The sequence below is a fragment of the Roseburia sp. AF12-17LB genome, from assembly GCF_003479605.1.
Taxonomy (GTDB): domain Bacteria; phylum Bacillota; class Clostridia; order Lachnospirales; family Lachnospiraceae; genus Roseburia_C; species Roseburia_C amylophila.
In genome coordinates this window covers 98,867-113,418 of record NZ_QUHR01000007.1, presented here as the reverse complement: position 1 = coordinate 113,418, position 14,552 = coordinate 98,867, and the positions used below count along the sequence as shown (strand labels likewise).

The window sequence follows — 14,552 nt, the reverse complement described above, 5'->3', positions numbered from 1 at the left end:
AGAAAGGAAAGACATATGTTTAATGAGATAACAATTGGACCGTTGACACTTCATACGTATGGACTGATGATTGGACTTGGATTTTTAGCCGCATATGCGATGTGTTATTACCGTGGGAAAAAGATGAAAATGGAAAAAAGCGGAGATATCCTTTATGGAATCTTCTGGTGTGCCATCATCGGCGGACTGGTGGGAACCAGATTGCTTTATTATATTGTAGAGATTCCGGAGATTATCAAAGACCCATCCATTCTCTGGGACTTTAAAAACGGTTATGTAGTATATGGAGGAATTATTGGAGGAATCTTAGTATCCTGGCTTTACTGCAGGATAAAGAAGGTATCTTTCATCGAATACTTTGACCTTGTTATGCCGGCAGTAGCACTGGCACAGGGCTTTGGAAGAATCGGATGCTTCTTTGCAGGCTGTTGTTACGGAAAAGCAACGGACAGCTGGTTTGGAATCACCTTTACCCATTCCGACTATGCTCCAAATGGAGTCAAGCTGATACCGACACAGCTTATTTCATCTGCAGGAGACTTCATGATTTGCCTGATGCTGCTTGCTTATGCAAAGCGTAAGCCGAAAAAAGGCAGAGTGGCATCCTTATATTTAATGTTCTATGGAATCGGAAGATTTGGTGTGGAATTTTTAAGAAGTGATTACCGCGGAAGCGTGGGATTCCTTTCTACTTCCCAGTTTATTTCCATTGGTATTGTGGCAGCAGGCATCATACTCTATCAGATGTTGCCGCGCATTTATGAAAATGCGAAGAAAGCGGAGTAAGAAGATATATAATACCACTTAAATAAAAGAGGATAGATTATGGCAGGAAAACTGTATCTGTGTGCAACACCCATTGGAAATTTAGAGGACATCACATTCCGGGTATTGCGTACCTTAAAGGAAGTAGATTTAATAGCGGCAGAGGATACGAGAAATTCCATTAAGCTCTTAAATCATTTTGAGATTAAGACACCGATGACCAGCTATCATGAATATAACAAAATTGAAAAGGCATACAAGCTGGTAGAGAAATTACAGGAAGGCAAAAATATTGCCCTGATAACAGATGCCGGAACACCGGGTATTTCAGATCCGGGAGAAGAACTGGTTCGAATCTGTTATGAGAATGGCATCGAAGTAACTTCCCTTCCGGGACCGGCAGCCTGCATTACTGCATTGACCATGTCGGGACTTCCCACCAGACGATTTGCTTTCGAGGCATTTCTTCCGAGGGATAAAAAAGAACGTGCCAGAGTCTTAGAGGAGCTGGCGCAGGAGAGCCGAACCATGATTGTATATGAGGCACCACACCATCTTCTAAAGACCTTAAAGGAGCTTTATGAAGTTCTTGGAAACCGTGAATTAACGGTCTGCAAGGAGCTGACCAAACGATATGAGAACACGACAAAAACGACATTCGAAGATGTCATAAGATTCTATAAGGACAACGAACCAAAAGGAGAGTACGTTTTAGTTATTTCTGGAAAGACATTTGAGACAAAGGAGCAGGAAGCAAGAGAAGCCTGGGAGAGCCTTTCCATCGAGGAACATATGGCACATTATGAGGCTTCCGGCATGGAACGAAAGGAAGCCATGAAGCAGGTGGCAAAGGACCGCGGCATCAGTAAGCGGGATGTCTATCAGGCATTGTTAAAAGAATAGGAAGAATAACAGGAAACCAATATAAGGGACAATGGACAGAGAGCAGCCATTGTCCCATTTTTGTGTAATATGAAAATAATCCACTTTTTTAAAAAGCTTTCGACTATTTTTTATAAAAAGTCAATGATACGATAAATAATATCAACCAGATAATGGAGAAAGTGTCGGGAAAAGGGTGACTTTAAAAGGGAAGAAAAGGAGGATTATGTATGCACAAAAGAGATCAGAAAGAAAAAAAGGAACTGCCTTTTTACAAGACGATTGCGATGAAACTGATTTTGGGATTTCTGGTTCCGGTAGCCGGAATCGTTATACTGGGGCTGGTTTCCTATAACAAATCTTCATACGCAATTGTAAGCAAGTATAAAGAATCGGTCGAGCAGACCATAAATATGATGCAGCAGTGCATCGGGCTTGCAGTATCTAGTGAGGAAGATGAATTCAAGCGGTATCTTACGGATACAGAGATGCAGAAATACATTTCCGGAATGTATACAGATTCAGAGGAAAAGAGCCAGAAGAAAAAGGTTACAGATGAAGTAAATACAAAGACAGTGGTAGACGAGAAAGTCAGTGGAATTGTTTTCTGGCAGAGGGTGGAAAAAGTATTTCCGATAATACAAATCCGGTAAACAGTGCCGGATATTCGGAATATGTAGAAACACAACAGGGACAGAAAATGGCAGCAGATTCCACTGACTGGCTGATATTCGGGCAGGATAAAGAAGCGGATGAAGTACTTGGATTAGATAGCAGTACCTATAGCATCCGTCTTGTAAAAAATTATAATGCACAAAAGGGTGCAATTCTTATTGATATGGACGCTTCCTATCTGCGGAAAGTCATGGAATCCTTAAATCCGGGAACCGGCGGTTATACGGTGCTGGTGACCAGTGACGGACAGGAATTTTATGGACAGGAAGACAATATTCCGGATAGTACCATGATATATGACACCGGATTTTATAAGGAGGCACTTTCTACAGAGGATGAGACATTTAGTACAATGACAGAGATAAATGGAAAGAAGTATCTTTTCCTAAGCAGCCGGATTCCGGAAAAAGATGCACTTTTATGTGCCTTGGTGCCGGAAGAGAATATTATGGCAGAAGCAGCACAGATCCGGACATTGACGGTAATTCTTTCCATCTGTTTTGCCGTTGTTGCACTTATACTTGGCGTAATGATTGCGCAGAATATGTCCGGAACGATACATTATATTCTCCGCAAACTGCGTAAAGTAGCAGACGGAGACCTGACGATACATCTGACTACGAGAAAACAGGATGAATTCGGGCTTTTGTGTGAAGGAATCAATCATACCGTAGAACATGTAAAGGAACTGATTGTCCATGTCAATGAAGTGAGTAACCAGTTAAATGAAGCAGCAGGTTATGTCAATGAAGCGTCCGGCACTTTCTTAAAGACCTCTCAGAACATACAGGAGGCAGTGGAATGTATAGAAACAGGAGTAAATAAACTTGACAATGGAGCAGAAAGCTGTCTGACACAGATGGATGCATTATCTGGTAAAATAGCAGATGTAAGTCTGCATGCACAGGAAATAAGTAATCTTACATCTTCTGCAGGAACAACGATTGAATCTGGCATACAATCGGTACAGGGACTGACCAGCAGTGCGGAATCTACGGTAGAGATAACCCGCAGCGTAATTGATGCAATTGAGGAATTGGAAGAACGTTCCAGAGCAATTAATGAGATTGTCGCAGCAATTAACCAGATTGCAGAGCAGACCAACCTGTTATCCCTGAATGCATTTATTGAAGCAGCCCGTGCCCAGGAGGCAGGAAAAGGATTTGCAGTAGTTGCAGAAGAAATCCGTAAATTATCGGATCAGTGTCTGGTATCAGCAGGACAGATATCGGATATTGTAGCAGAAATCGTGGAAAAGACCGGAGAAGTGGCAGAAATTGCACGAAAAGCAGAAGAAATAGTTTCTACACAAAGTGGTGCAGTAGAAGAGACGACGCAGTCCTTCCGGCAGATAGATACGCAGGTAGCCTCTTTGTTAATTGCATTGGATACAATCAGCAATAATGTATCGGAAATGGATAGCTCCCGTTCTGAGACATTAGAAGCAATAGAAGGCATTTCCGAAGTGTCCGGGGAAACGGCAGAATGTTCCGTTAAAGTATATGAGAGTGCAGATTCCCAGCTGGGTGCAGTAAAAGAATTAAAAGAAGCATCTGTAAATTTGAGAGAAAGAGCCAGCCGTTTAATCGAGACTTTGGGTAAATTTATCGTATAAAGAACAAAATTATATTAAAAAATTGCACTTTTTTGAAAGTTTGATGACTGTTTTTCAAAAAAAGTGAATGCTAGAATAGAATCATCAAATGAAGAGAGACATTTGAAAAAAGGAGGTATTATGATGAGGAAAAAAATTGTATCAGTGTTATTAACAACAGCAATGGTAACAGCAATGCTTGCAGGATGCGGCGGAAAAGATACTACAGCAAGTAGTGATGGTTCCGAGAAGAGCCCATCCGCAGAAGCAGGAAGTTCAAGCGGGGATGAAATTACATTGAAGGTATTCTCCAACCTGCCAGACCGTAAAAATGGTCAGGGACTGGTAGAACAGAAAATTATTGATGAGTACATGGAAGAGAATCCAAATGTAAAAATCGAAGTAGAAGCTTTGGATGAAGAAGCTTATAAGACAAAATTCAAAGCATACTCCATGGAAGGACTTCCGGATGTTGTAAGTATCTGGGGACAGCCGGCATTCTTAGACGAAGTGTTGGATGCAGGAGTACTTGCAGAATTAAATGAGTCAGATTATGATGATTATGGATTCGTATCCGGTTCCTTAGAAGGATTCAAGAAAGATGGAAAACTTTATGGACTTCCAAGAAATACAGATGTTGCCGGATTCTATTACAATCAGAAAATGTTTGAAGACAATGGCTGGGAAGTTCCAAAGACATATGATGAACTGTTGGAATTAGCAGGAACAATCAAGGATGCAGGCTATATTCCACTGGCAATGGATGGTGGAGATGGATGGCCAATGGCAGTTTATTTATCTGATTTACTTTACAAAGTAGCAGGAAGTGATTATTCCAGTATTGTAAGCAATGCAGTAGCAACTGGTGATTTTACAGATTCAAGCATTGTAAAAGCAACAGAACTACTGAAAGAAACAGCAGATGCAGGATTATTCCAGAATGGATATGATTCACAGGATTATGCAACTGCACAGAATCTTTTTATCAATGGTCAGGCTGCCATGTATTATATGGGAAGCTGGGATGCATCCATGGCATTGAATGAAGATATTGACGAAGATATCAGAACCAACATCCGTGTATTTACCATGCCGGTAGTAGACGGTGGAAAAGGAACTGCAACAGATATCGCAGCATGGAATGGTGGTGGATATGGAGTATCCGCATCTTCTGAACACAAAGATGAAGCAATCAAATTCTTAAATTATATGTATCAGCCGGATAAACTTTCCAAATATGGCTGGGAAAATGGTGTAGGAATGTCTGCACAGGATCAGTCAGCATATATGACAGGTGATGAAACAGAATTACAGATGCAGTTTGTAGATGCAGTAAATAATGCAACAAGTGTATCCGGAACCCCAATCAATGACTGTGGACCATCTGCATTTAAGACAGGCATTGAAAGTGAGATCCAGAGTGTTTCCAATGGAAGCATGAGCGTAGACGATTTCCTTTCTTCTATCGGAAAAGCCTGCCAGTAAACAAAATTAATTTCATAGCATTCTCCAAATTCTTTTAATTACATACCCTATCAGGAGCCGCAGATCAATCTGCGGTTCCTCTTTTTTTATGCATGCAGGAGAAAAAAACATATATAGGTATGTGAAAATATTACACCTTTTCTAAAGACTGGTATCTGTAAACCACATGGCCCGGTTGCTATAATTTTTATAAAGAAAAAACATAGGGAGGGAAAATATAGTGAAGAAACTTTACAGTAACAAGTGGGTTATTCTGAGTCTGGTACTTCCGGGGTTATTCTTATTTGTATTTGCAATATTAGCTCCAATCTGCCTCAGTGTATATTATGGATTTACCAACTACTCAGGAATGGGCTCTTATCAGTTTGTTGGGTGGGAGAATTACAAAAATCTGTTCCATGATGCAGCCTTTGGAACATCACTTCGGAACTCACTGCTTTTAGCAATCGGATTTATTTTTATCCAGCATCCGCTGGCAATGATCGTAGCAGCAGTCCTCGATAAGCTCGGAGGAAAAGGAGAGAACTTCTTCCGCTGCGTATACTTTATTCCAAATGTAATTTCCGTAGCAGTTATCGCATATCTGTGGAAATTCATTTACAATCCGGATTTTGGATTGCTGAATAACATTATCAAAGCCTTTGGCGGAAAAGGTGATATTAACTGGTTCAATTATGACACAGCAATATGGGCAGTCTTAATCGTCTTAATCTGGCATGGATTTGGATGGGGAATGTTAATTTACTACACCGGAATTAAAAATATTGATCCGGTATTGTATGAAGCAGCAGCAATTGACGGAGCGACACAGATACAGATCTTCTTTAAGATTACATTACCACAGATGAAGCCGGTTATTCAGGTAAATGTAACCATGGCTGTTATTTCTGCATTAAAGCAGATGGAGACGGTATATCTGTTAACCAATGGCGGTCCGGGAAATAGTACACAATTTGCAGCAAACTATCTGTATCAGCAGGCATTTAAAGCATACAAATATGGATATGGAAATGCAATCGGTGTGGTATTCATTATTATCTGTCTGTTAGTAACTGTAATTTTAAATAAGATTTTTGAAGAAAGAGAAGCAAAAATTAAAGTAAAGGAGGTCGCATAATTATGGAAATGATCGGAAGTAAGAAGAAGAAAAAGAAGCTGTCGAAACCAATCCTGTATGTTATACTTATTATAGTTGCGGTAATACAGATATTTCCATTAATCTGGCTGTTAGATTTTTCACTGGCGAGCAGTTCAGAAATGTTTACCAACGGACTTCTGGTAATGCCGAAGAAAATCCAGTGGGGCAATTACGTAAAAGCTTTTGTAGATGGTAATTTCCTCTGGTATCTGAAGAATAGTATTTTAATCAATGGATTAGCAGTGCTTCTTGTAATTGTAGTATCTATTATGTCGGCATTTGCATGCCGTAGAATGAAATGGAAATTAAGTACATTCGTAAAAACACTTTTATTAATGGGACTGATGATTCCGATTCATGCGACACTGCTTCCGAATTATAAGATTTACAGCCGCCTGGGAATGACAGATACCATCTGGGCATTGTTGATACCATATGTTGCATTTTCACTTCCACAGGGATTGTTCTTAATGACAAGCTTTATGGAATCCATTCCGGTAGAGTTAGAGGAAGCAGCAGTAATGGATGGTTGTGGAATATATCGTATTTTATTCCAGATTATTACACCAATGTTAAAATCCTCCATTGCAACTGTAGCAATCATGACGTTCTTAAATAACTGGAATGAATTTATGATGGCAAGTACCTATTTAAGCTCTGATAAATGGAAGACACTTCCATTCTCGGTTCTTGAATTTACCGGTGAGTATTCGTCAAATTACGCAGTACAGTTTGCAGTTATGGCATTGACAGCAGCTCCGGCAGTTATTGTATATATTATATTGAATAAACATATCACCAAGGGTGTTGCCATGGGTGCAGTAAAAGGATAAGAGAGGGTACATGAGGGATGCAGAAGATTAGAAAATGGATAAACGGTCTGAGTGTAAAAGCAAAATTAATTATTTATGCATATGCAATCTTTACGCCTGTACTGATTCTCATCTGCGGCATCCTGATGGTACATAATTATAAACAGGCATCCAGTGACCGGTTGGAAGGTAACCGTGCCAACGTGGAATCCTTAGCAGAGAATATAAGTCTGCTACAATCGGATGTAAAAGATTATACAACCTATATCTGTATTAACCAGGAGATAAGGGGATTATTATCGGAACGTGATTCTGCTCCTTATAATGCAGATGCAAGATTGTGGCAGAATAATGGACCAATGGAAGTGGTTCAGGATATGATTTCCATGCGTGGAGAGATTAAGACAATAGCTATCTATCCGGAAAATGGAATAAGACCTTATTTAAGGGGTATGGATGGAAGTGTAAATCTCTCCACAATGGAAGATATACGGCAGACACAGATTTATCAGGAAACGGTGGATACAAAGCTTGGAATGATATGGAAAAGCGTGGATGCAGACGATAGTGGACCGTATCTTGCTAATTTCTCAGATAAAGTAGTGCTCTGCAGGGAAATTTATGATCTGTCACATAAGAAAAGACTTGGATTTATTGTAATAGGTGTTGGAAAAAGTAAATTTGAAGAACTGATGACCAATATGGTGAAAGAAGGCGGAGAAGCCGTAATGGTCGTAGATCCACATACGGGGGAACTGGTAACCGTTGGAGATGTGGATGATAAATTAAAAAAATATCTGACGGCAGAAGAATTCCGTCAGCAGGATTACAGAGAGAGGGAAAAGGATTTCATCTGGGGAGATTATGAAGTCATTTGTACCCAGCTGAATAAAGAAGGAGCAATTACCTGCAAGATTATACCAAGACAGCAGGTGCAGGCTCAGATAAGAAGTGTCGTTTATATGCCACTGGCATTACTGTTTGGACTGTTGATTGGCATGTTTCCGTTTTTTATGATTATTTCAAATCTTGTAACCAATCCGTTGCGAAAAGTAAGCGAAGCCATTTTAAAATTCTCTGCCGGTGATTTTGAGCAGCAGGTAAAAGTAGAAACCAATGACGAAGTCGGACAGGTGGCGGAATGCTTTAATGCAATGGTCGGAGAGATTAAGAAGCTGATTGATGAGAATTATGTGATTACCTTATCGGAAAAAGAAAGTGAGCTGGCCGCACTGCAGGCACAGATAAATCCGCATTTCCTGTATAATACGCTGGATTCTTTGTACTGGCAGGCAACAGAGGCAGGTAATGATGAAATTGCAGAGAGTATCTTATCACTGTCGTCATTGTTTCGGCTGACTTTAAACCAGGGACGCAGCATAATTACGGTAGAAAAAGAATTCGAACTGGTCCGGGAGTACTTAAAGATACAGAAAATGCGTTTCCCAAGAAAGCTGAATTACGAATTACATATTGCAGATGAAATTAAAGATGCAAAGATTCCCAAACTGATTATTCAGCCATTTGTGGAAAATGCAATTGTACATGGTTTTGAAAATGTCAGCAAACCGTGTAAACTTACCATAACAGGAACGCGTACCGGAGACCGTATTCATTTTGAAATAAAAGATACAGGAGTAGGAATGAAGCAGGAACAGATAGATGCTTTATGGGAAAATGAACCGGTCAATTATTCCAAACAGAGAATTGGAAGATATGCAATAAAAAATATCAGGGAAAGACTTCAGTTGAAGTATCATGAGCAATATATTCTGAAAATAGAAAGCACAGTTGGAGAAGGGACAACTGTAATACTTGAGATTCCATTTGAGGAGGGAGATTAATGGGGATTAAATTACTGATCGCAGATGATGAAGATGTTATATGTAAAGGTGTTGCGAAATATCTAAGACTTCATACAGACCGTTTCAGTAAAATTTATGAAGCAGAAAATGGAGAAGAAGCCTTAGATGTTATTTATCAAAAACAGCCAGACATGATGATACTGGATGTGCAGATGCCAATTAAGTCGGGATTGGATGTGATGCGGGAAGCAGCTAAAGCCGGGATAAGACCGATTACGGTCATTCTAAGTGGTTATGATGAATTTACTTATGCTCAGAAAGCAATCAAATTCGGAGCCAAAGAGTACCTTTTAAAGCCGGTCCGTGCAGCAGATATTCTTACATTGCTGAATAATCTGGCAGATGAATATATTGGAAAAGAAGAGACTGTGAAAGAACAGTCTGAGGCAGCCGCCGATAAAGAAAAAGAGAATCCACTAGTGAGTGAAGCCAAAGAATATATGAAAGAAAATTACGCAAGCAGTCTTACGTTGGCAGATGTGGCGGAATATCTGCAGATATCCACAGGCTATCTTTCTACGTTGATGAATCAGAATTTGAAATGTGGATTTACCGATTATCTGAATCAGATCCGTGTGGAAAGAGCGTGCTGTTATCTGGAGCAGAATTTCCTTAAAAATTATGAGATTGCTTATAAAGTGGGGTTTAATGACGAAAAATATTTCTCCAAAGTATTTAAGAAAATCAAAGGAATGTCACCGAAGGAATATCGGATAAAAGAGCGGTAAAGGAGGAAGTTTATGGAACTGACTTATTATACAACTACATATAAAGGCAATAAAAAAGAAACAAAAGAAGAGCATCATGTATTTGTAGATGATAGAGGAGAGGAGAATCAACTAATTAATCTGTATCCGCAGATTACCATGCAGAAAATAGAGGGATTTGGTGGAGCAGTTACGGATTCAGCTGGATATGTCTATTCCCTGTTAGATGACAGCCAGAAGAAAAAGCTGGTAGAGACTTATTTTGGAAAAAATGACATGAAATACAATCTAGTGCGGATTCCAATTGACAGCTGTGATTTTTCAATTGAGCATTATGAAGCAGATTCTGATGAAGAAGATAAAGATTTTGCAGAATTTTCTTTTGCACGGGTTGAAAAATATATTCTTCCATTATTAGATGCAGCAGAAGCATCCTATGGTGCAAAACTTGATATTATGTTATCTCCATGGAGCCCGCCAGCATATATGAAGACTAATGGAGAGAGAAATCACGGTGGAAAATTAAAAGAAGCTTATAAAAGACGGTGGGCAGAATATCTGTGTCGTTATATAGAAGAGTACAGATACCGTGGCTATCATGTGACGAAAATGACGATGCAGAATGAGCCAAAGGCAGTGCAGCCATGGGATTCCTGCATTTATACCGCACAGGAAGAACGGGATTTTATAAAAGATTATCTTCATCCTGCACTGGTAGAACATCATCTTGATGATATAGAACTTTATATCTGGGATCATAATAAAGAGCGTGCGCTGGAATGGGCAGAGACAATCTTTACCGGAGAGACAGCTGATATGGTGGCAGGTCTGGCATTCCACTGGTACAGTGGAGATCATTTCGAAGCATTGCAGATGATAAAAAAACGTTTTCCGGATAAAAAGCTGCTCTTATCCGAGGCATGTATTGAATACAGTAAATTTGCTGCGAACGATTATCTTAAGAATGCACAGAAATATGCACATGATATGATAGGTAATTTAAACAATGGAATGCAGACATTTTTAGACTGGAATCTGCTTCTGGATGAGCAGGGTGGTCCGAATCATGTGGGAAATTTCTGTGATGCACCGTTTCTCTTTGATACAAAGAAAAAAGTGGTGATGGAAAGTAATATTGCAGGATACATCTGGCATTTCAGTCATTTTATCGAGCCGGGAGCAATCCGGATTGGAATGACACGTTATACAGACGAACTGGAAGTAACAGCATTTCAGAAAGAGGATAAAATCAGTTTTGTAGTATTGAACCGTACAGAGAAGAAGATTCCTTTCTTTTTGAGACTGGATAATACCTGTGTCAGTCTTGAATCAGAGCCGGAATCCATTGCAACAGGTGTAATTGTACAATAGCTCACCAATAGTATTCTAAGTATTTTTGGATAATATCAAAAGGTGCAGGACCGATGGACAACACTGCCTGGTGGAACTGTTTATCGGAATAGGAATCCCCGAAGGTTTCTTTGGCGTAGTCCTTTAGCTGAAGGAATTCCAGGCAGCCAATATAATATTTGAGATAATGAGCCGGCTCTGCTACGATATAGTCGTAGATTTCGGAGACGGCTTCCTTATTGTCGATGCCATAATCACTTAAGAAGTCCTTAAGGTCACTGAGTGTCCAACCCTTTGCATGAATGGATAAATCTGCGGTGGCATAGAGGCTCAAAAGAGCGGACTGGTTGTGCATAAGGAGCGAAGCCTTTTCCTCCGTCAGACCGGCATAAGAGTAAGAGAGCATTTCCACATAAGTTGCCCAGCCCTCTACATAGCCGGGATAGTTGAGAATACTCCGGATGGGTGCACAGCCGGAGGCAGACGTAGTGGTAGTCTGATAGAGATGTCCCGGGAATCCTTCGTGCGCCAGTGTGGTGAAAAGCTCGAAGCCTTCGTAGTGGCTGCGGGGATTGATATAGATGACATTATGGGAAATGTCATCGATAGGGGCCGTCAGATAAAAGGCGGGAGCCATGGAATCCTGCATACAAGGATCCACGGAGCGGACAGAAAAATCCGTTGAGACCGGCGGCAGGAAATCCTTTGCAATAGCGGAAGAAAGACAGGTAAGCATCTCTTCCGGGGTGGCATCCTTCAGCGGAAAATCATCGGTAGTAAGAGAAATGCCGGGATGACTGGCAGCAATCCCGTTGATGGCAAGAAGGTCGGATTTCCGTTGCTTTTCCGTCATTTCTAAAAGTTCATCTATGGAATGGGAAGAGCCGGTGGCATCATAAACCAAAGCAGCATAATAGTCTGAGCCATCCGGAAAATAGCAAAGTCCGGCGGAGTTACTGCCACTACCTTTGTGCTCCACCAGAAAATCCCGCAAAGCTTCATAGGCTGGCAGAACATATTCTCTAAAAGCAGCTTCATTTTCGATACAGTAGGAAGCCTGTTCCTCTGCTGTTAAATCAGGAAGTTCCGCTACTTTATTACGAAAAGTAGTAATCAGATAATGCTCAGAACTGTTATCACAGAAGGTATTTAAGTCTGCAATCAGCGTATCCGCCTGGGTATCCGAAAGAAAAAGTCCCTCATTGATTTTATTCGTTTCATAATCTAAGACAGAATCAAAGCAGGATGGGATCAGTGAAAGCAGAGTCAGATAATCCTCCACATCTTTGCGGTCATAGAAATGGTATTCTGATAGCAGGATCGGAAGCTGGGCAGGAAATCCCGTGGAAGGACGCAGGATTTCCGGGTAATAGGTATAGTCCGACTGACTGCGGTTAGAAGAGACATAGTCATTTAAAATATCATAGGTCAGCTTCTGCTCGGTGGTCAGTACCTCATAGTCATAGGACTGTAACCCACAGGAGATATTTTCGATATTTAAGGCAGATTGCTTTCTGGCATCGGCAGAATAATCCGGCAGAGCAATTTTATAATCGGTAATACCATAGACTTCCGGCTGGCTTAAGGTATAGTGAAGGGTCAGGGTATCGGAGGTTACTTCGCTTTGAAATAAAAGACTGGTATATTCCTCAAAGGAAATGGAATCCGGCGCAATATAACCGGAATCAGAAGCCGACTGGTCTTTGCTGCACCCGCTTAGAAGAAATAAGGATAAAGCAAAGCAAATGGTTATCAGAAAAGGAGAAATATATTTGTGCAGCATAGACGGCCTCGGATGAAGAGTGTTCAACAAAGAATATGAAAAAAATCGTATCGATATGACAAAAGAACGTGATATGGCAGAAGAGGGTGTGCTATAATCACCAGAGAAAGTAGTTCCTTCCGGGAAAACTGCATATAGTAGAGTAACGGGAAAGCAAAAGAGGTTCGAAATGAATTATCTGTGGGGATTTATGATTCTTGCGGGAGTGCTCTACGGTGCAATCAACGGAACACTGCCGGAAGTGACCGAGGCAGCAGTAAACTCTGCCAAAGAAGCAGTGGCATTAGCCATTACGATGACAGGAGTCATGGCGTTCTGGATGGGAATGATGAAAATTGCGGAATGCAGCGGCATTGTAAAAGCGGCAGTAAAGAAAATGCGGCCGGTGCTGACATTTCTCTTCCCGGATATACCCGATGACCATCCTGTCAATCATTACATAGCAGTCAACATGATAGCCAATATGTTAGGGCTTGGCTGGGCGGCAACGCCGGCAGGATTAAAGGCAATGCAGCAATTACAGGAGTTACATATTGCCAGACTTAAGGCAGCCGGAAAAAACATACAGAAGTATTCCGGAAATGCCACAAAGGAAATGTGTACCTTTTTGATTATCAACATATCGTCTCTGCAACTGATTCCCATGAACATTGTGGCATACCGCAGTCAGTACGGCTCGGTGCATCCGGCTGCTGTGGTGGGGCCGGGACTTGCAGCGACCATTATCAGCACAGCAACGGCAGTCATTTTCTGCCGGATTGTAAGTCGAAGGAGAACGGATTAATGTATACCATAGGAATCATCGAACAGGATAAAGCATTGGGGGATGCCATGGAGCAGGTACTGGATGAAAAAGGCTATTTTACAGTGCGGGCGGATTCCCTCGCAGATGTCGGGGAGTTATTTCAGCAGGTTATTGTGGATATGGTGGTATTAGACCTTGAGCAGAAGGAATTTGCCGGAAAAGAGGATGCAGCAGCAAAATGGGAGAATACCTTCCTCGCCCTGGTGCAGGCAAAGCCACTGCTATTGATTCGGCCGGAGAAAACCGGCTCTGTTTTTGAACGGTGTAAAAAATGCATAGAACGGGCAGACGATTATATCAGAAAGCCCTTTGATATACAGGAATTCCGCATCCGGGTGGAAGTACGTCTGAGTAAGATTCCGGCAGAAAAAGAGAAAGTAAGATTTTTCTATTACGAAGAGATAAAGCTGGATATCGAGAAGCGGCTGGCGACCATTGGCGGGCAGACTACGAAGCTTACCAGAACAGAAGCTGCTATTTTAAAATGCCTGATACAGCGGAACGGACGGACAGTGACAAAGACCACGCTGTTAGACGAAATTGCAGAAGATACACCGGACTGTGTGGAAAGTTCCATCAAAGTCCATGCCAGCAACTTACGACGGAAACTGCGGGAATTAAGCGGCAGGGATTACATCGAAACCCGCAAGGGCGTGGGGCTGCGCCTGCGGAAGCAGTAAAAAGAGGCATG

At 41.2% G+C, this 14,552-nt stretch carries 13 protein-coding genes; 12 read left to right on the top strand and 1 reads right to left on the bottom strand.

Annotated elements, in window-relative coordinates; all coding sequences use genetic code 11:
- Positions 1–15 precede the first annotated feature (15 nt).
- The 10 genes from DWV68_RS09930 to DWV68_RS09885 all read left to right on the top strand — a co-directional run bounded on the left by DWV68_RS09930 (position 16) and on the right by DWV68_RS09885 (position 11,294).
- Positions 16–786 carry a prolipoprotein diacylglyceryl transferase gene (locus DWV68_RS09930; protein ID WP_118088393.1) on the top strand — a complete coding sequence of 257 codons (771 nt, stop codon included), beginning with the start codon at positions 16–18 and terminating at the stop codon, positions 784–786.
- Positions 787–825: 39 nt separating this feature from the next.
- Positions 826–1,668 (top strand): 16S rRNA (cytidine(1402)-2'-O)-methyltransferase, encoded by an 843-nt coding sequence (gene rsmI, locus DWV68_RS09925; protein ID WP_117842273.1) that lies wholly within the window; start codon positions 826–828, stop codon positions 1,666–1,668.
- 209 nt (positions 1,669–1,877) lie between these two features.
- A complete protein-coding gene (locus DWV68_RS09920; RefSeq protein WP_118665681.1) occupies positions 1,878–2,300 on the top strand; it encodes a hypothetical protein in 423 nt (140 codons plus the stop codon).
- A 47-nt stretch (positions 2,301–2,347) separates the two neighbouring features.
- Positions 2,348–3,937 carry a methyl-accepting chemotaxis protein gene (locus DWV68_RS09915; protein ID WP_118665679.1) on the top strand — a complete coding sequence of 530 codons (1,590 nt, stop codon included), beginning with the start codon at positions 2,348–2,350 and terminating at the stop codon, positions 3,935–3,937.
- Positions 3,938–4,060: 123 nt separating this feature from the next.
- Entirely contained in the window at positions 4,061–5,401 is a 1,341-nt protein-coding gene (locus DWV68_RS09910) for an ABC transporter substrate-binding protein (RefSeq protein WP_117697937.1), read from the top strand.
- 220 nt (positions 5,402–5,621) lie between these two features.
- Positions 5,622–6,518 (top strand): carbohydrate ABC transporter permease, encoded by an 897-nt coding sequence (locus DWV68_RS09905; RefSeq protein WP_118665677.1) that lies wholly within the window; start codon positions 5,622–5,624, stop codon positions 6,516–6,518.
- A 2-nt stretch (positions 6,519–6,520) separates the two neighbouring features.
- Complete coding sequence (locus tag DWV68_RS09900) at positions 6,521–7,372, top strand: carbohydrate ABC transporter permease (protein ID WP_197420848.1); 852 nt, start codon at positions 6,521–6,523, stop codon at positions 7,370–7,372.
- A gap of 17 nt (positions 7,373–7,389) precedes the next feature.
- Positions 7,390–9,195: a sensor histidine kinase gene (locus tag DWV68_RS09895; RefSeq protein ID WP_117697935.1), complete on the top strand. Its 1,806-nt coding sequence runs from the start codon at positions 7,390–7,392 to the stop codon at positions 9,193–9,195.
- Positions 9,195–9,944: a response regulator transcription factor gene (locus DWV68_RS09890; RefSeq protein ID WP_117697934.1), complete on the top strand. Its 750-nt coding sequence runs from the start codon at positions 9,195–9,197 to the stop codon at positions 9,942–9,944. The genes DWV68_RS09895 and DWV68_RS09890 overlap by 1 nt, the downstream gene beginning before the upstream one ends.
- Positions 9,945–9,956: 12 nt before the next feature.
- A complete protein-coding gene (locus tag DWV68_RS09885) occupies positions 9,957–11,294 on the top strand; it encodes a glycoside hydrolase family 30 protein (protein ID WP_118088370.1) in 1,338 nt (445 codons plus the stop codon).
- Position 11,295: 1 nt separating this feature from the next.
- On the opposite strand, the gene DWV68_RS09880 is transcribed toward DWV68_RS09885, so the two are convergent.
- Positions 11,296–13,056 (bottom strand): DUF885 domain-containing protein, encoded by a 1,761-nt coding sequence (locus tag DWV68_RS09880; RefSeq protein WP_118088369.1) that lies wholly within the window; start codon positions 13,054–13,056, stop codon positions 11,296–11,298.
- A gap of 169 nt (positions 13,057–13,225) precedes the next feature.
- Between DWV68_RS09880 and DWV68_RS09875 the strand changes: the two genes are divergently transcribed.
- Both DWV68_RS09875 and DWV68_RS09870 read left to right on the top strand, forming a co-directional pair.
- Complete coding sequence (locus DWV68_RS09875) at positions 13,226–13,840, top strand: nucleoside recognition domain-containing protein (protein ID WP_118088368.1); 615 nt, start codon at positions 13,226–13,228, stop codon at positions 13,838–13,840.
- A complete protein-coding gene (locus tag DWV68_RS09870; RefSeq protein WP_118088367.1) occupies positions 13,840–14,541 on the top strand; it encodes a response regulator transcription factor in 702 nt (233 codons plus the stop codon). Before DWV68_RS09875 ends, DWV68_RS09870 begins: the two co-directional genes overlap by 1 nt.
- The last annotated feature ends 11 nt before the right edge of the window (positions 14,542–14,552 follow it).